We start from the raw sequence: 16,833 nt of genomic DNA on the forward strand, positions 1-16,833 counted from the left end.
AAACGCAGACGTGTTTCGCGGAGCTAACGCTATCAGTCTCGACGCAAAGGGCCGTCTCGCTATGCCGAGCCGGTACCGTGACGAGCTCGATTCGCGCAGTTCCGGCCAATTGATCGTCACCATTGATGCCGTTGATCCGTGTCTGTGTGTCTATCCGCTCGACGAGTGGGAAATTATTGAAACCAAGTTGCGTGCACTCCCTTCGCTTCGTGAAGAGAACCGTCGCTTGCAGCGTTTATTGATCGGCAACGCCGTCGACCTCGAGCTCGATGGCAGTGGCCGTTTTCTGGTTCCACCGCGTCTGCGCGACTACGCCAAGCTGGATAAGCGCGCGATGCTGGTAGGCCAACTGAACAAGTTCCAATTGTGGGACGAGGATGCATGGAACGCGGTGTCTGCCGCTGACCTTGCTGCCATTCAACAACCGGGCGCGATGCCTGATGAACTGCGTGATTTGATCCTGTGACTATTGATAGCGGCTTTAACCACATCACCGTACTGCTTGACGAAGCCGTCGAGGCTCTCGCCGTACGTCCTGATGGCTGCTATCTGGACGGCACGTTCGGGCGCGGCGGACACAGTCGGTTGATCCTCAGCCAGCTCGGCACCGACGGTCGGCTCATCGGATTCGACAAAGACCCTCAAGCGATTGCCACCGGGCAAACGCTAGCGGCCGAAGACGGCCGCTTTGTCGTTGTGCAGCGCAGCTTTGCCGAGCTCGGTTCAGTGGTTGCGGAGCAAGGTCTGAGCGGCAAGGTCAGCGGCATTCTGCTCGACCTGGGCGTGTCTTCGCCGCAGCTCGACGACGCTGAGCGCGGCTTCAGTTTCCTCAATGACGGCCCACTGGACATGCGCATGGACCCGTCCCGGGGTATCAGCGCTGCCGAATTCGTCAACACCGCGCCGGCTGAGGAAATCGCCCGGGTGTTCAAGGAATACGGCGAAGAACGTTTCTCCGGTCGCATGGCTCGCGCTGTCGCCGAACGTCGCGATATCAAGCCGTTCGAGCGCACTGCCGATCTGGCAGAAGTGTTGAAAGTCGCTAACCCAGCGTGGGAAAAAGGCAAGAACCCGGCGACCCGTGCATTCCAGGGTTTGCGCATCCACGTCAACAACGAACTGGGCGATCTGGAAGCCGGCCTCGAAGCGGCACTGGATGCTCTGGAAGTCGGCGGTCGTCTGGTCGTCATCAGCTTCCATTCGCTGGAAGATCGCATCGTCAAACTGTTCATGCGCAAGCTGGTGAAAGGCGAAGCCGACAACCTGCCGCGAAACCTGCCGGTTCGCCACGTTGCGTTCGAACCGAAAATCAAAGTCCATGGCAAAGCGCAGACGGCCTCCGACGCCGAACTCAAAGCCAACCCACGTTCCCGTAGCGCCGTCATGCGCGTCGCGGAGAAATTGCGTTGAGCAAGCTTTTCGCCAAGCCACTGCCCGGCGGCAGCTTTCTGATGCTGCTGCTGTTCATCGGCGTGCTCGTCTCGGCCATCGCCGTGTCGTACAGCGCGCACTGGAACCGGCAGTTGCTCAACACCCTTTATAACGAACTCAGCGTGCGCGACAAGGCGCAGGCCGAGTGGGGCCGTCTGATTCTCGAGCAGAGTACCTGGACTGCGCACAGCCGTATCGAAGTGCTGGCCACCGAACAATTGAAAATGCACATCCCTGGCGCGGCTGACGTGAAGATGGTGGCGCCATGATGAAACTCGAAGGCGCACTGTTCCCATGGCGCTTCCGCCTGATGGTCGCGCTGCTCGGCGTGATGGTCGCGGCGATCTGCTGGCGCATCATTGACCTGCAAGTGGTTGATCGTGACTTCCTCAAGGGTCAGGGCGATGCGCGCAGCCTGCGTCACATTCCGATTCCGGCTCACCGTGGTCTGATCACTGACCGTAACGGCGAGCCTTTGGCCGTAAGTACCCCGGTGACCACGCTGTGGGCCAACGCCAAGGAAATGCAGACGGCCAAAGAGAAGTGGCCCGCACTCGCTGCCGCTCTCGGGCAGGATCCGAAAGCCCTGACCGAACGCCTCGAAGCTCAGGCCAACAAAGAATTCATTTATCTGGTGCGCGGGTTGACCCCCGAGCAAGGCCAGGCTGTGCTCGATCTGAAAGTGCCGGGCGTCTACGGTATCGAAGAATTCCGCCGCTTCTATCCTGCCGGTGAAGTCACCGCGCACATGGTCGGTTTTACCGATATCGATGACCACGGTCGCGAGGGCGTCGAACTCGCCTACGACGAATGGCTCGCCGGTGTTCCGGGCAAACGCCAAGTCATCAAGGATCGGCGCGGTCGCCTGATCAAGGATGTTCAAGTCACCAAAAACGCCAAGGCCGGCAAGCCCTTGGCGTTGTCCATTGACCTGCGTCTGCAATACCTGGCCAACCGCGAACTGCGTAACGCGATCATCGAGAACGGCGCCAAGGCCGGCAGTCTGGTGATCATGGACGTCAAGACCGGCGAGATTCTCGCGATGGTCAACCAGCCGACCTACAACCCGAACAACCGTCGCAACCTGCAACCGGCGATGATGCGTAACCGCGCGATGATCGACGTGTTCGAACCGGGTTCGACCATGAAAGCCATTTCGATGAGCGCCGCGATCGAAACCGGTCGCTGGAAACCGAGCGACACCGTCGAGGTGTATCCGGGTTCTCTGCAGATCGGCAAATACACGATCAAGGACGTTTCCAAAACTGAAGGTCCGGTGCTCGACCTGACCGGGATTCTGATCAATTCCAGTAACGTCGGCATGAGTAAGGTCGCCTTCGATATCGGCGGCGAAACGATTTTCCGTCTCGCGCAGAAAGTCGGTCTCGGCCAGGACACCGGCCTCGGCTTCCCGGGCGAGCGTGTCGGCAACCTGCCGAACTACCGCGAGTGGCGCAAGGCTGAAACCGCCACGCTGTCGTACGGCTACGGTATTTCCGTGACCGCGATCCAGCTGGTTCACGCCTTCTCGGCGCTGGCCAACAACGGCCGTCTCGCACCGCTGACCCTGATCAAAACCGACAAGATGCCGCAGACCACGCAAGTCCTGCCGGAAGCTGTCGCAAAAACCATGCAAGGCATGCTGCAGCAAGTGATCGAAGCGCCGCGCGGCGTGTTCCGTGCGCAGGTGCCGGCGTATCACGTAGCAGGCAAGTCCGGTACTGCGCGTAAGACCTCGGTCGGCACCAAGGGCTACGCGGAAAATTCTTACCGTTCGCTGTTCGCCGGTTTCGGCCCGATGAGCGATCCGCGTTACGCAATCGTTGTGGTGATCGATGAGCCGTCCAAGGCCGGTTACTTCGGTGGTCTGGTTTCCGCGCCGGTGTTCAGCCGTGTGATGTCCGGCACCCTGCGTCTAATGAACGTGACTCCGGACAACCTGCCGAACACCCAGCAGGCCAACGCCACTCCCGTGATTCCGCTGAAAGCCAATGGAGGGCGCGGCTGATGTCATTAAGTCTGAACAAGATATTCCCCCACGCCGGCCACGATCTGTTGATCCGTGAATTGGCGCTGGACAGCCGCAACGTACGCGCAGGCGATCTGTTCCTCGCCGTGCCTGGCGGCAAATTCGATGGCCGTGCGCACATTGCCGACGCCCTGCAACGTGGCGCGGCAGCCGTGGCTTATGAAGTGGAAGGCGCCACCGTGCTGCCGATCACCGACGTGCCGCTGATTCCGGTCAAAGGTCTCGCTGCACAGCTGTCGGACATTGCCGGACGGTTTTACGGCGAGCCAAGTCATCACCTGAATCTGATCGGCGTGACCGGCACCAACGGCAAGACCAGCGTGACCCAGTTGGTCGCGCAGGCGCTGGATCTGCTCGGCCAGCATTGCGGCATCGTCGGCACCCTCGGTTCCGGCTTCTATGGCGCATTGGAAAGCGGTCTGCACACCACGCCGAATCCAATCGCCGTGCAAGCGACGTTGGGCGACCTGAAAAAGGCCGGCGCCAAAGCCGTGGCCATGGAAGTCTCGTCCCACGGTCTCGATCAAGGTCGCGTCACCGCACTGGCGTTTGACGTCGCGGTGATGACCAACCTGTCCCGCGATCATCTGGATTATCACGGCACCATGGAAGCGTACGCCGAGGCCAAGGCCAAGCTGTTCGCCTGGAATGATCTGAAGTGCCGCGTGGTCAACCTCGACGACGATTTCGGCCGGCAACTGGCCGCTGAAAAACGTGAGTCGCGGCTGATCACCTACAGCTTGCTCGACAGCAGCGCCTATCTCTATTGCCGCGAAGCGCAGTTCGACGACCACGGCGTGCGTGCCACGCTGGTCACGCCGCAGGGCGAACATCATCTGCGCAGCACGCTGCTTGGCCGTTTCAACCTGAGCAACGTTCTGGCTGCGGTCGGCGCCTTGCTCGGTCTGGATTACGCGCTCGACGAAATTCTCAAAGTGCTGCCGAAACTCGAAGGCCCGGCCGGTCGCATGCAGCGTCTCGGTGGCGGCACGCAGCCGTTGGTGGTGGTCGATTACGCCCACACTCCGGACGCGCTGGAAAAAGTGCTGACCGCGTTGCGCCCGCACGTCAAAGGCCAACTGCTGTGCCTGTTCGGCTGCGGCGGTGACCGTGATCGCGGCAAGCGTCCGTTGATGGCCGAAGTGGTCGAGCGTCTGGCCGATCAGGTGCTGGTCACCGACGACAACCCGCGCACCGAAGACCCAGCGGTGATTTTCGATGACATCCGCGCCGGTTTCACGGCTGTGGATAAAGTCACCTTCGTGGCTGGCCGTGGCCAGGCGATTGCGCAACTGGTTGCCGGCGCGTCCGCCGAAGACGTGATTGTCCTGGCCGGTAAAGGTCACGAGGACTATCAGGAAATCAATGGCGTGCGTCATGCCTTCTCTGATCTGGTCGAGGCCGATCACGCCTTGACCGCTTGGGAGGTAGCCCATGCTTAAGGCCCTGAAACTCAGCGAACTGACCAACGCGCTCGACGCTCGTTTGATCGCCGCCGATGCCAGCTTCGACGGCGTCAGCATCGACAGCCGTGCGATCCAGCCTGGGCAACTGTTTATTGCCTTGACCGGCCCGCGTTTCGACGGTCACGACTACCTGAACGACGTCGCCGCCAAAGGCGCCGTGGCTGCACTGGTCGAGCGTGAAGTGGCCGACAGCACCTTGCCGCAATTGCTGGTCAAGGACACCCGTCAGGCCCTCGGCCAGTTGGGCGCGCTGAACCGCGCTGCATTCACTCAGCCAGTCGCCGCGATCACCGGTTCCAGCGGCAAGACCACCGTCAAGGAAATGCTCGCGAGCATCCTGCGCACGCGCGGTCCCGTGCTGGCGACCCGTGGCAATCTGAACAATGACCTCGGCGCACCGCTGACCCTGCTCGAACTGGCCCCGGAACACACTTCGGCGGTCATTGAACTGGGCGCTTCGCGTCTGGGTGAAATCGCGTACACCGTCGGCCTGACCAAGCCGCACGTGGCGATCCTGAACAATGCCGGCACCGCGCACGTTGGTGAGTTTGGCGGGCCGGAAAAAATCGTCGAAGCCAAAGGCGAAATCATCGACGGGCTGGCGGCGGATGGCATCGCCGTGCTCAACCTCGATGACAAGGCCTTTGGGATCTGGAAGACCCGCGCGGGCGCGCGCAAAGTGCTGACGTTCGCCCTGAGCAACACGCAGGCGGATTTCTACGCCAGCGACCTGACCACCGATGCCCGTGGTTGCCCAGCCTTCAATCTGCACACACCTGAAGGTGTCGAGCGCGTTCAACTGAACCTGCTCGGCACGCATAACGTCGCCAACTCCATGGCCGCCGCCGCTGCCGCACACGCTTTGGGCGTGTCGCTGTTCGGCATCGCCACCGGGCTTGGCGCCGTGCAGCCGGTCAAGGGTCGCACCGTCGCGCAACTGGCGCAGAACGGCATGCGCGTGATCGATGACACTTACAACGCAAACCCCACCTCGATGTGCGCGGCCGTTGATATACTCGCCGGCTTTTCCGGCCGCACCGTCCTGGTGCTCGGAGATATCGGCGAGTTGGGCGATTGGGCGGAGCAGGGGCACCGCGACGTGGGCGAGTACGCCCGGGGCAAGGTTTCCGCGCTTTATGCCGTTGGGCCAAACATGGTTCACGCCGTGAACGCATTCGGTGAACAGGCGCATCACTTCGGCACGCAAGCCGAACTGATCCAGGCCCTCAACGCCGAGCAGGACACAAACACCACCATTTTGATCAAGGGTTCGCGCAGTGCAGCGATGGAAAACATCGTTGCGGCTCTGTGCGGGCCCAGTCTGGAGAAACATTAATGCTGCTGCTGCTAGCGGAGTATCTGCAACAGTTCTACAAAGGCTTCGCGGTCTTTCAGTACCTGACCCTGCGCGGGATCCTCGGTGTGCTGACCGCGCTGGTTTTGTCGCTGTGCTATGGCCCGTGGATGATCCGCACCCTGCAGAACCGTCAGATCGGGCAATCCGTACGTAACGACGGCCCGCAATCGCACCTGTCGAAATCCGGTACGCCGACCATGGGCGGCGCACTGATTCTGTCTTCGATTGGCGTCAGTACGTTGCTCTGGGCTGACCTGAGCAACCGCTACGTCTGGACTGTGTTGCTGGTGACCCTGCTGTTCGGCGCCATCGGTTGGGTCGACGATTACCGCAAAGTCATCGAGAAGAATTCCCGTGGCTTGCCGAGCCGCTGGAAGTACTTCTGGCAATCGGTGTTCGGCCTCGGCGCGGCGATCTTCCTTTATATGACCGCATCCACCCCGGTGGAAACCACGCTGATCCTGCCGATGCTCAAGGACTACAGCATTCCGCTGGGCCTCGGTTTCATCGTGCTGACCTACTTTGTGATCGTCGGTTCGAGCAACGCGGTCAACCTGACTGACGGCCTCGACGGTCTGGCGATCATGCCCACCGTGATGGTCGGCGGCGGTCTCGGCATCTTCTGCTACCTGTCGGGTAACGTGAAATTCGCTGAATACCTGCTGATCCCGTATGTGCCGGGCGCGGGCGAGCTGATCGTGTTCTGCGGCGCGCTGATCGGTGCGGGTCTGGGCTTCCTGTGGTTCAACACCTATCCGGCGCAAGTGTTCATGGGCGACGTCGGTGCCCTAGCACTTGGCGCGGCACTGGGCACCATCGCGGTGATCGTTCGTCAGGAAATCGTCCTGTTCATCATGGGCGGCGTGTTCGTGATGGAAACCCTGTCAGTCGTCATTCAGGTTGCGTCCTTTAAGCTGACCGGTCGCCGTGTGTTCCGCATGGCACCGATCCACCACCATTTTGAACTCAAGGGCTGGCCCGAGCCGCGCGTGATCGTCCGTTTCTGGATCATCACCGTGATTCTCGTATTGGTCGGCCTTGCCACCCTGAAGCTGAGGTAGAACGAGTGTCTCTGATCGCTTCTGACCACTTCCGCATCGTTGTCGGCCTCGGCAAGAGCGGCATGTCCCTGGTTCGCTTCCTGGCGAACCGGGGCACGTCGTTTGCCGTCGCCGATACGCGGGAAAATCCACCGGAACTGGCCACGCTCAAGCGTGACTATCCGCACGTGGAAGTGCGTTGTGGCGAGCTGGACGTCGAATTCCTCTGCCGTGCCGACGAGCTCTACGTGAGCCCCGGCCTGGCGCTGGCGACCCCGGCCCTGCAAGCCGCTGCGGCCCGTGGCGTGAAACTGTCCGGCGACATCGAGCTGTTCGCGCGTAACGCGCAGGCGCCGATCGTGGCCATCAGCGGTTCCAACGCGAAAAGCACCGTCACCACGCTGGTTGGCGAGATGGCGGCTGCGGCCGGCAAACGCGTCGCCGTCGGCGGCAACCTCGGCACCCCGGCGCTGGATCTGCTCAGCGACGACGTCGAGTTGTACGTGATGGAGCTGTCGAGCTTCCAACTGGAAACCACCGATCAGCTCAACGCCGAAGTGGCTACCGTGCTGAACATCAGCGAAGACCACATGGATCGCTACAGCGGTCTGCCGGCGTACCACTTGGCCAAGCACCGGATCTTCCGTGGCGCGAAGCAATTCGTGGTCAACCGTCAGGATGCGCTGAGCCGTCCGTTGATGGGCGAAGGCCAGCCATGCTGGACCTTCGGCCTGACCAAGCCGGATTTCAAGGCGTTCGGTATCCGTGAAGAAGGCGGCGAGAAATACCTCGCCTTCGAATTCCAGAACCTGATGCCCGTGCGTGAGCTGAAGATTCGCGGCGCACATAACCAGTCCAACGCCCTCGCGGCGCTGGCGCTCGGTCATGCCGTGGGCCTGCCGTTCGATGCGATGCTCGCGGCGCTGCGTAACTTTGCCGGTCTCGAACACCGTTGCCAGTGGGTGCGTGATCTCGACGGCGTTGCGTATTACAACGATTCGAAAGCCACCAACGTTGGCGCCGCCCTGGCCGCCATCGAAGGCTTGGGTGCGGACATCGACGGCAAGGTCATTCTGATCGCCGGCGGTGATGGCAAGGGTGCCGAGTTCAACGATCTGCGTGGTCCGGTGGCGGCCAACTGCCGCGCCGTGATCCTGATGGGGCGTGACTCCGACAAGATCGGCGAGGCCATCGGCGATGCCGTGCCGCTGATTCGCGCGACCTCGCTGATTGACGCCGTTGCGCAATGCCGCGCCGCTGCACAACCGGGTGACGTGGTACTGCTGTCGCCGGCCTGCGCCAGTTTCGACATGTTCAAAAATTACGAAGACCGTGGTCACCAGTTCGTCCGCGCTGTGGAGGAACTGGCATGAGCCTGCGCAATATCATCAAACCGTATCCGTCGCCGATCATCACCGGGCGCGGCATCGACCTCGATTTCCCAATGCTCGCCGGTTGCCTGGCGCTGCTTGGTCTCGGTTTGATCATGATCGCCTCGGCGTCCACTGAAGTGGCAGCCGCGCAGTCGGGCAGCCCGCTGTATTACATGATTCGCCATCTTATTTATGTGGTGCTGGGGCTGGGCGCGTGCATCGTCACCATGATGATCCCGATCGCCACCTGGCAGCGTCTGGGCTGGCTGATGCTGATCGGTGCGTTCGGCTTGCTGGTGATGGTGATCATCCCGGGCATCGGGCGCGAAGTGAACGGTTCGATGCGCTGGATCGGTTTCAGCTTCTTCAACGTGCAGCCATCGGAAATCGCCAAGGTCTTCGTGGTGATCTACCTCGCCGGTTATCTGGTGCGGCGTCAGAAGGAAGTGCGCGAGAGCTGGATGGGCTTCTTCAAGCCGTTCATCGTGCTGCTGCCGATGGCGGGCCTGTTGCTGATGGAGCCGGACTTCGGCGCCACCGTCGTAATGATGGGCGCCGCGGCGGCGATGCTGTTCCTTGGCGGGGTCGGGCTGTTCCGCTTTTCGCTGATGGTGGTGTTGGCGGTCGGGGCCGTGGTCTTGCTGATTCAGATGCAGCCTTATCGAATGGCGCGCCTGACCAACTTCGCTGACCCGTGGGCCGACCAGTTCGGCGCCGGTTATCAGCTGTCGCAAGCCTTGATCGCGTTCGGTCGCGGTGAATGGCTGGGCGTCGGTCTGGGCAACAGCGTGCAGAAGCAGTTCTACCTGCCGGAAGCGCACACCGACTTCGTGTTCTCGGTACTGGCTGAAGAGCTCGGCGCAGTGGGTTCGCTGTGCACCGTGGCGCTGTTCGTGTTCGTGTGTATTCGCGGCATGTACATCGGCTTGTGGGCGGAAAAAGCCAAACAGTTCTTCGCCGCTTATGTGGCTTACGGTCTGTCGTTCCTGTGGATTGGTCAGTTCCTGATCAACATCGGTGTGAACGTCGGTCTGCTGCCAACCAAAGGTCTGACCTTGCCGTTCCTCAGTTACGGCGGCAGCTCGCTGGTGATCTGCTGTGCCTGCCTCGGCTTGTTATTGCGCATCGAGTGGGAGAGTCGAACCCACCTGGGCAGTGAAGAGATGGAATTCCATGAGAGCGACTTCGCTGAGGAGCCGAATCATGGGCGCTAACGTATTGATCATGGCCGGCGGAACCGGCGGCCACGTGTTCCCGGCGCTGGCCTGTGCCCGCGAGTTTCAGGCGCGCGGCTACACCGTGCACTGGCTCGGCACGCCACGCGGAATCGAAAACGAATTGGTGCCGGCCGCAGGCCTTGAACTGCACCGCATCAACGCCACGGGCCTGCGCGGCAAGGGCAAACTGTCGCTGCTCAAGGCGCCGTTCATGCTGCTCAAATCGGTGTGGCAGGCTCGGGCGATCATTCGTCGCTTGCAGCCGGTGTGTGTGGTTGGCTTCGGTGGTTATGTGACTGGCCCCGGTGGCCTCGCCGCGAAACTGGCCGGCGTGCCGGTGATCGTTCACGAGCAGAACGCCGTGGCCGGCACCGCCAATCGGTTGCTGGTGCCGTTCGCCGCCCGAGTGTGTGAAGCGTTCCCCGACACCTTTACTCTGTCGGACACCCGCCGTACCACCGGAAACCCGGTGCGCAGCGAGCTGTTCCTCGACACATCGCGACCTGCCCTGGCCGGTCGCAAAGCGCGTTTGCTGATCCTTGGCGGAAGCCTGGGCGCAGAACCGTTGAACAAATTGCTGCCTGAAGCCCTGGCCCAAGTCGCTGCCGATTTGCGCCCGGAAGTGTTTCATCAGGCCGGCAAAAACCACGATGAAGTGACTGCAGAGCGCTACCGCGCCGCCGGCGTCGATGCGCAGGTGCAGCCGTTCATCAAAGACATGGCCCAAGCCTATGGTTGGGCTGACCTGGTGGTGTGCCGCGCAGGCGCGTTGACCATCAGTGAGCTGGCTGCCGCCGGTCTGCCCTCGATGCTGGTGCCTTTGCCCCACGCGATCGACGATCACCAGACCCGCAACGCCGATTATTTGGCCCGTGAAGGCGCTGCCTTCCTGATGCCGCAAAGAACGACTGGTGCCGCGGACCTTGCCGCGCGCCTGACAGAGGTCTTGATGCAACCGCAACGACTCGAAGATATGGCCCAAGCGGCCCGCCGTCTGGCGAAACCCGATGCCACCCGTAGCGTGGTCGATACCTGTCTGGAGGTGGCCCATGGTTGAGAATCAGAAAGCCATGCCGCAACCGGAAATGCGCCGCATCCGTCGCATCCACTTCGTCGGTATCGGCGGCGTGGGCATGTGCGGTATCGCCGAAGTGTTGTTGAACCTGGGCTATGAAGTGTCCGGTTCCGACCTGAAGGCTTCGCCGGTTACCGAACGTCTTGAATCGTTCGGCGCACACATCTATATCGGCCACCGTGCCGAGAACGCTTCGACCGCCGATGTGCTGGTGGTGTCGAGCGCTGTGAACACTTCCAACCCGGAAGTCGCGACTGCGCTTGAGCGTCGTATTCCAGTGGTGCCGCGTGCCGAAATGCTCGCCGAGCTGATGCGCTACCGCCACGGCATCGCCGTCGCCGGTACGCATGGCAAAACCACCACTACCAGCCTGATCGCTTCGGTGTTCGCCGCCGGTGGTCTGGATCCGACGTTCGTCATCGGTGGTCGTCTGAATGCGGCGGGCACCAATGCCCAGCTCGGCACCAGCCGCTATCTGATCGCCGAAGCCGACGAAAGCGATGCAAGCTTCCTGCACCTGCAACCGCTGGTGGCCGTGGTCACCAACATCGACGCCGACCACATGGCGACCTACGACGGTGACTTCAACAAACTGAAGAAAACCTTCGTCGAGTTCCTGCACAACCTGCCGTTCTACGGTTTGGCGGTGATGTGCCTGGACGATCCAGTGGTGCGCGAAATCCTGCCGCTGGTGAAACGTCCGACCGTGACCTACGGCTTCAGCGAAGACGCTGACGTGCGCGCGATCAATGTGCGTCAGCAAGGCATGCAGACCTTCTTCACCGTGCTGCGTCCTGACCGCGAGCCGCTGGATGTGTCCGTGAACATGCCGGGCAACCACAACGTCCTCAACTCGCTGGCGACCATCTGCATCGCCAGTGACGAAGGCGTCAGCGATGAAGCCATCGTTCAGGGCCTGTCGGGTTTCCAGGGCGTTGGTCGACGCTTCCAGGTCTACGGCGAACTGCCGGTAGACGGCGGCAACGTGATGCTGGTCGACGACTACGGTCACCACCCGACCGAAGTCGCTGCAGTGATTAAAGCCGTGCGCGGTGGCTGGCCGGAGCGCCGTCTGGTGATGGTCTACCAGCCGCACCGTTACAGCCGCACCCGCGATCTGTACGACGACTTCGTCAATGTACTGGCCGACGCCAACGTGCTGCTGTTGATGGAAGTCTATCCGGCCGGTGAAGAGCCGATCCCCGGTGCCGACAGCCGCAAGCTGTGCAACAGCATTCGCCAGCGCGGTCAGCTCGATCCGATCTACATCGAGCGTGGCGTCGATCTGGCGCCGCTGGTCAAGCCGCTGTTGCGTGCCGGCGACATCCTGCTGTGCCAGGGCGCGGGTGATATCGGCGGTCTCGCGCCGAAGCTGTTGAAAAGTGAATTGTTCGCTGGCGCCGTGGCGGCGTCGGTCGAGGGGAAGTTGAAATGACTGCTGCCTACGCCAAGCTGTTCTCCACGATCGCGCCGAAAGACTTCGGCCGCGTTGCCGTGCTCTTTGGCGGTCTGAGTGCCGAGCGTGAGGTTTCACTGAAATCCGGTAACGCCGTACTCGACGCCCTGCAAAGCGCTGGCGTGGACGCGTTCGGCATCGACGTTGGCGATGACATTCTGCAACGTCTGCTCAGCGAAAAGATCGACCGCGCGTTCATCATTCTTCACGGCCGTGGCGGTGAAGACGGCTCCATGCAGGGCCTGCTCGAAGTGGCGGGCATTCCGTACACCGGCAGCGGCATTCTGGCTTCGGCACTGGCGATGGACAAACTGCGCACCAAGCAGGTCTGGCACAGCCTCGGGATTCCGACGCCGCGCCACGCCGTGCTGTGCAGCGAAGCCGATTGTATTTCCGCAGCGACGGAACTGGGCTTCCCTTTGATCGTCAAACCGGCCCATGAAGGTTCAAGTATCGGGATGGCCAAAGTGAGTTCTGCGTCCGAGTTGATCGACGCATGGAAAGCGGCCAGTACCTACGATTCGCAAGTGTTGGTTGAGCAATGGATTCAAGGTCCGGAGTTCACCATCGCCACCCTGCGTGACCAGGTGTTGCCTCCAATCGCCTTGGGTACACCGCACACGTTCTACGACTACGACGCCAAGTACATCGCCAACGATACCCAGTACCGCATTCCGTGCGGGCTGGATGCCGCCAAGGAAAAAGAACTCATGGATCTCACGGCCAAGGCCAGTGAGGCGTTGGGTATCGCCGGTTGGGGCAGGGCGGACGTGATGCAGGACGCCGACGGGCAGTTCTGGTTCCTCGAAGTCAACACCGCTCCGGGCATGACCGATCACAGTCTGGTGCCGATGGCGGCCCGTGCGGCCGGTCTGGATTTCCAGCAACTGGTTCTGGCCATTCTGGCCGCCAGTGTTGAAGACGCTAGAGGTTAAGACGATGCAAGGCGCTCAGCTCAGACATCAGCCTCCCGCACCCGGCCGCAAGCCGGTGCCACGGGGTGCCAGCCGTATGGTGGCGAAAGAGCCGATGTCTGCGCGCCTGCCGAAAGCCAATTTCGGCTTCGTGAAAAGTCTGTTCTGGCCGGTGCTGCTGGTCGTGCTGGGCTTTGGCACATACGAAGGTGCAACGCGTTTGCTGCCGTACGCCGACCGGCCGATCACCAAGATCGCCGTGCAGGGCGACCTGAGCTACATCAGCCAGCAAGCGGTGCAGCAGCGGATCGCCCCGTATGTGGCGTCGAGCTTCTTCACCATCGACCTGGCCAGCATGCGCACCGAGCTCGAGCAGATGCCATGGATCGCCCACGCCGAAGTCCGTCGCGTGTGGCCGGACCAAGTGGTGATCCGCCTCGAAGAGCAATTGCCGGTAGCGCGGTGGGGCGACGAGTCATTGCTGAACAACCAGGGCCAGGCGTTTACGCCCAAGGAACTGGCGAACTACGAACACTTGCCACAGCTGTTCGGTCCACAGCGGGCCCAGCAGCAAGTGATGCAGCAGTATCAGGTGCTGAGCCAGATGCTGCGGCCGTTGGGCTTCTCGATTGCGCGCCTGGAATTGCGTGAACGCGGGAGCTGGTTCCTGACCACCGGTGCCGGCAGTTCCGGCCCCGGCATCGAGTTGCTGTTGGGACGCGGCAACCTGGTGGAAAAGATGCGCCGCTTTATCGCCATCTATGACAAGACGCTTAAAGACCAGATTACGAACATTGCGCGCATCGATCTGCGCTACGCCAACGGCCTCGCTGTTGGCTGGCGGGAACCTGTAGCGCCGACGACAGCCCAACCCGCTGTCGCAAAGAATTAAGAAGAGGCAGGACCCATGGCAAACGTGCAAAGCGGCAAAATGATCGTCGGTCTCGATATCGGCACCTCCAAGGTGGTGGCGCTGGTCGGCGAGGTCTCCGACGACGGCTCGCTGGAAATCGTCGGGATCGGTACCCATCCGTCCCGTGGCCTGAAGAAGGGCGTGGTGGTCAACATCGAGTCCACCGTGCAATCGATCCAGCGCGCGATCGAAGAAGCCCAACTGATGGCGGGCTGCCGCATTCACTCGGCGTTCGTCGGCGTGGCGGGCAATCACATCCGCAGCCTGAACTCCCACGGCATCGTCGCGATCCGTGATCGCGAAGTCAGCTCGGCCGACCTTGAGCGTGTGCTCGACGCCGCCCAGGCTGTGGCGATCCCGGCTGACCAGCGCGTGCTGCACACCCTGCCGCAGGATTACGTGATCGATAACCAGGAAGGCGTTCGCGAGCCACTGGGCATGTCCGGCGTGCGTCTGGAAGCCAAGGTTCACGTGGTCACCTGCGCCGTCAACGCCGCACAGAACATTGAAAAATGCGTGCGTCGCTGCGGTCTGGAAATCGACGACATCATCCTCGAGCAACTGGCCTCGGCCTACTCGGTGCTGACCGATGACGAGAAAGAGCTGGGCGTGTGCCTGGTCGACATCGGCGGCGGCACCACCGACATCGCGATCTTCACCGAAGGCGCGATCCGCCACACCGCGGTGATCCCGATTGCCGGTGATCAGGTGACCAACGACATCGCCATGGCGTTGCGCACCCCGACCCAGTACGCCGAAGAAATCAAGATCCGTTACGCCTGCGCCCTGGCCAAACTGGCCGGTGCCGGTGAAACCATCAAGGTGCCAAGCGTCGGCGACCGTCCACCGCGCGAACTGTCGCGTCAGGCCCTGGCCGAAGTGGTCGAGCCGCGTTATGACGAACTGTTCACGCTGATTCAGGCCGAGCTGCGTCGCAGCGGCTACGAAGACCTGATCCCGGCCGGCATCGTCCTCACCGGCGGTACCTCGAAGATGGAAGGCGCCACTGAACTGGCCGAAGAAATCTTCCACATGCCGGTTCGTCTGGGCGTGCCGCACGGCGTCAAAGGTCTCGACGACGTAGTGCGCAACCCGATTTATTCCACTGGCGTTGGCTTGTTGATGTACGGCCTGCAAAAGCAGTCCGACGGGATCTCGTTCTCGGGCATCGGCAGCCGCGACAGCTACAGCAACGAAGAGCCACAGGCGCCGTTGCTGGACCGGTTGAAGAAGTGGGTTCAAGGCAACTTTTAAAAGCAGCTGGAAGCGTCAAGCTTCGAGCGGCAAGCAGTAGCAGTAGATGCACCGCAACAAACATGCAGTAGGCGAAAAAACTAGAGAATGTAAGGAGAGGGAAAATGTTCGAACTCGTAGACAACATCCCCGCAAGCCCGGTAATCAAAGTTATCGGTGTCGGCGGTGGCGGCGGCAACGCTGTCAACCACATGGTCAAGAGCAACATCGAAGGCGTTGAATTCATCTGCGCCAACACTGATGCTCAAGCGCTGAAAAACATCGGTGCGCGCACCATTCTGCAACTGGGTACCGGTGTGACCAAAGGTCTGGGCGCCGGCGCCAACCCTGAAGTAGGTCGTCAGGCCGCTCTCGAAGACCGTGAGCGCATTGCCGAAGTCCTGCAGGGCACCAACATGGTGTTCATCACCACTGGCATGGGCGGCGGCACCGGTACTGGTGCTGCGCCGATCATCGCCGAAGTGGCCAAGGAAATGGGCATTCTGACCGTTGCGGTCGTGACTCGTCCGTTCCCGTTCGAAGGCCGCAAGCGTATGCAGATCGCCGACGAAGGCATCCGCATGCTCTCGGAAAGCGTCGACTCGTTGATCACCATTCCGAACGAGAAGCTGCTGACCATCCTCGGTAAAGACGCCAGCCTGCTGTCGGCTTTCGCCAAGGCAGACGATGTACTGGCCGGTGCCGTTCGCGGTATCTCCGACATCATCAAGCGTCCGGGCATGATCAACGTCGACTTCGCCGACGTGCGTACCGTGATGAGCGAAATGGGCATGGCGATGATGGGCACTGGCTGCGCCAGCGGTCCGAACCGTGCACGTGAAGCCACTGAAGCGGCAATCCGCAACCCGTTGCTGGAAGACGTGAACCTGCAAGGCGCACGCGGCATCCTGGTGAACATCACTGCCGGTCCTGACCTGTCCCTGGGTGAGTACTCCGACGTGGGTTCGATCATCGAAGCCTTCGCTTCCGAGCACGCGATGGTCAAGGTCGGTACCGTTATCGATCCGGACATGCGCGACGAGCTGCACGTGACCGTGGTTGCCACGGGTCTGGGCGCGAAAATCGAGAAGCCTGTGAAGGTCATCGACAACACCGTTCACACTTCCATGGCTTCCGCTCAGGTGCAACAACCGGCTGCGGCCCGTCAGGAAGCGCCAGCGGTGAATTACCGTGATCTGGACCGTCCGACCGTCATGCGCAACCAGGCTCAGGCCGGTGCTGCGGCTGCCGCGAAGATGAATCCGCAAGATGATCTGGATTACCTGGACATCCCGGCATTCCTGCGTCGTCAGGCCGATTGATGGAATG

Annotated in this window: 15 protein-coding genes; all 15 read left to right on the forward strand. The window is 61.5% G+C overall.

Features of this window, described 5'->3' with window-relative positions; genetic code table 11:
- The first annotated feature begins 10 nt into the window (after positions 1-10).
- The 15 genes from mraZ (at position 11) to ftsZ (ending at position 16,826) form a co-directional block, all read left to right on the forward strand.
- Positions 11-466, forward strand: coding sequence for a division/cell wall cluster transcriptional repressor MraZ (gene mraZ, locus ACQ4OE_RS13195; protein WP_122590036.1), 456 nt, complete (start codon positions 11-13; stop codon positions 464-466).
- Positions 463-1,410, forward strand: coding sequence for a 16S rRNA (cytosine(1402)-N(4))-methyltransferase RsmH (gene rsmH / locus ACQ4OE_RS13200; protein WP_007917010.1), 948 nt, complete (start codon positions 463-465; stop codon positions 1,408-1,410). Before mraZ ends, rsmH begins: the two co-directional genes overlap by 4 nt.
- Complete coding sequence (gene ftsL, locus ACQ4OE_RS13205; protein WP_007917008.1) at positions 1,407-1,700, forward strand: cell division protein FtsL; 294 nt, start codon at positions 1,407-1,409, stop codon at positions 1,698-1,700. The genes rsmH and ftsL overlap by 4 nt, the downstream gene beginning before the upstream one ends.
- Positions 1,700-3,439, forward strand: a complete 1,740-nt coding sequence (locus ACQ4OE_RS13210; RefSeq protein WP_205932961.1) for a peptidoglycan D,D-transpeptidase FtsI family protein — start codon at positions 1,700-1,702, stop codon at positions 3,437-3,439. Before ftsL ends, ACQ4OE_RS13210 begins: the two co-directional genes overlap by 1 nt.
- Entirely contained in the window at positions 3,439-4,902 is a 1,464-nt protein-coding gene (locus ACQ4OE_RS13215; protein ID WP_430946880.1) for a UDP-N-acetylmuramoyl-L-alanyl-D-glutamate--2,6-diaminopimelate ligase, read from the forward strand. Before ACQ4OE_RS13210 ends, ACQ4OE_RS13215 begins: the two co-directional genes overlap by 1 nt.
- The gene (locus tag ACQ4OE_RS13220; protein WP_430946881.1) at positions 4,895-6,262 is read left to right on the forward strand and encodes a UDP-N-acetylmuramoyl-tripeptide--D-alanyl-D-alanine ligase; all 1,368 of its coding nucleotides are present in this window, start codon (positions 4,895-4,897) and stop codon (positions 6,260-6,262) included. Before ACQ4OE_RS13215 ends, ACQ4OE_RS13220 begins: the two co-directional genes overlap by 8 nt.
- Positions 6,262-7,344: a phospho-N-acetylmuramoyl-pentapeptide-transferase gene (gene mraY, locus ACQ4OE_RS13225; protein ID WP_008082775.1), complete on the forward strand. Its 1,083-nt coding sequence runs from the start codon at positions 6,262-6,264 to the stop codon at positions 7,342-7,344. The genes ACQ4OE_RS13220 and mraY overlap by 1 nt, the downstream gene beginning before the upstream one ends.
- A 5-nt stretch (positions 7,345-7,349) precedes the next feature.
- Positions 7,350-8,696 carry a UDP-N-acetylmuramoyl-L-alanine--D-glutamate ligase gene (gene murD, locus ACQ4OE_RS13230; protein ID WP_430946882.1) on the forward strand — a complete coding sequence of 449 codons (1,347 nt, stop codon included), beginning with the start codon at positions 7,350-7,352 and terminating at the stop codon, positions 8,694-8,696.
- On the forward strand, positions 8,693-9,910 hold the full coding sequence (ftsW, locus tag ACQ4OE_RS13235) for a putative lipid II flippase FtsW (protein ID WP_007916996.1): 1,218 nt from the start codon (positions 8,693-8,695) through the stop codon (positions 9,908-9,910). The genes murD and ftsW overlap by 4 nt, the downstream gene beginning before the upstream one ends.
- Positions 9,900-10,970, forward strand: coding sequence for an undecaprenyldiphospho-muramoylpentapeptide beta-N-acetylglucosaminyltransferase (gene murG / locus ACQ4OE_RS13240; protein WP_064120497.1), 1,071 nt, complete (start codon positions 9,900-9,902; stop codon positions 10,968-10,970). The genes ftsW and murG overlap by 11 nt, the downstream gene beginning before the upstream one ends.
- On the forward strand, positions 10,963-12,423 hold the full coding sequence (murC, locus tag ACQ4OE_RS13245; protein WP_430946883.1) for a UDP-N-acetylmuramate--L-alanine ligase: 1,461 nt from the start codon (positions 10,963-10,965) through the stop codon (positions 12,421-12,423). Before murG ends, murC begins: the two co-directional genes overlap by 8 nt.
- Positions 12,420-13,379: a D-alanine--D-alanine ligase gene (locus ACQ4OE_RS13250; protein ID WP_122590023.1), complete on the forward strand. Its 960-nt coding sequence runs from the start codon at positions 12,420-12,422 to the stop codon at positions 13,377-13,379. Before murC ends, ACQ4OE_RS13250 begins: the two co-directional genes overlap by 4 nt.
- Before the next feature lie 4 nt (positions 13,380-13,383).
- The gene (locus tag ACQ4OE_RS13255) at positions 13,384-14,250 is read left to right on the forward strand and encodes a cell division protein FtsQ/DivIB (RefSeq protein WP_122590022.1); all 867 of its coding nucleotides are present in this window, start codon (positions 13,384-13,386) and stop codon (positions 14,248-14,250) included.
- A gap of 15 nt (positions 14,251-14,265) precedes the next feature.
- Positions 14,266-15,525 (forward strand): cell division protein FtsA, encoded by a 1,260-nt coding sequence (gene ftsA / locus ACQ4OE_RS13260; RefSeq protein ID WP_008082764.1) that lies wholly within the window; start codon positions 14,266-14,268, stop codon positions 15,523-15,525.
- A 104-nt stretch (positions 15,526-15,629) separates the two neighbouring features.
- Entirely contained in the window at positions 15,630-16,826 is a 1,197-nt protein-coding gene (ftsZ, locus tag ACQ4OE_RS13265) for a cell division protein FtsZ (RefSeq protein ID WP_007916986.1), read from the forward strand.
- Positions 16,827-16,833: the final 7 nt, after the last annotated feature.

Source organism: Pseudomonas sp. WC2 (assembly GCF_050586545.1).
GTDB lineage: Bacteria > Pseudomonadota > Gammaproteobacteria > Pseudomonadales > Pseudomonadaceae > Aquipseudomonas.

What these genes read in the sequence shown, in the direction of transcription:
- ACQ4OE_RS13210 (WP_205932961.1), top strand. Translation starts at nt 1,700, where the DNA reads ATGAAACTCGAAGGCGCACTGTTCCCATGGCGCTTCCGCCTGATGGTC.
- murC (WP_430946883.1), top strand. Translation starts at nt 10,963, where the DNA reads ATGGTTGAGAATCAGAAAGCCATGCCGCAACCGGAAATGCGCCGCATC.
- ACQ4OE_RS13215 (WP_430946880.1), top strand. Translation starts at nt 3,439, where the DNA reads ATGTCATTAAGTCTGAACAAGATATTCCCCCACGCCGGCCACGATCTG.
- ftsZ (WP_007916986.1), top strand. Translation starts at nt 15,630, where the DNA reads ATGTTCGAACTCGTAGACAACATCCCCGCAAGCCCGGTAATCAAAGTT.
- ACQ4OE_RS13255 (WP_122590022.1), top strand. Translation starts at nt 13,384, where the DNA reads ATGCAAGGCGCTCAGCTCAGACATCAGCCTCCCGCACCCGGCCGCAAG.
- ftsW (WP_007916996.1), top strand. Translation starts at nt 8,693, where the DNA reads ATGAGCCTGCGCAATATCATCAAACCGTATCCGTCGCCGATCATCACC.
- murG (WP_064120497.1), top strand. Translation starts at nt 9,900, where the DNA reads ATGGGCGCTAACGTATTGATCATGGCCGGCGGAACCGGCGGCCACGTG.
- ftsA (WP_008082764.1), top strand. Translation starts at nt 14,266, where the DNA reads ATGGCAAACGTGCAAAGCGGCAAAATGATCGTCGGTCTCGATATCGGC.
- ACQ4OE_RS13220 (WP_430946881.1), top strand. Translation starts at nt 4,895, where the DNA reads ATGCTTAAGGCCCTGAAACTCAGCGAACTGACCAACGCGCTCGACGCT.
- ACQ4OE_RS13250 (WP_122590023.1), top strand. Translation starts at nt 12,420, where the DNA reads ATGACTGCTGCCTACGCCAAGCTGTTCTCCACGATCGCGCCGAAAGAC.
- mraY (WP_008082775.1), top strand. Translation starts at nt 6,262, where the DNA reads ATGCTGCTGCTGCTAGCGGAGTATCTGCAACAGTTCTACAAAGGCTTC.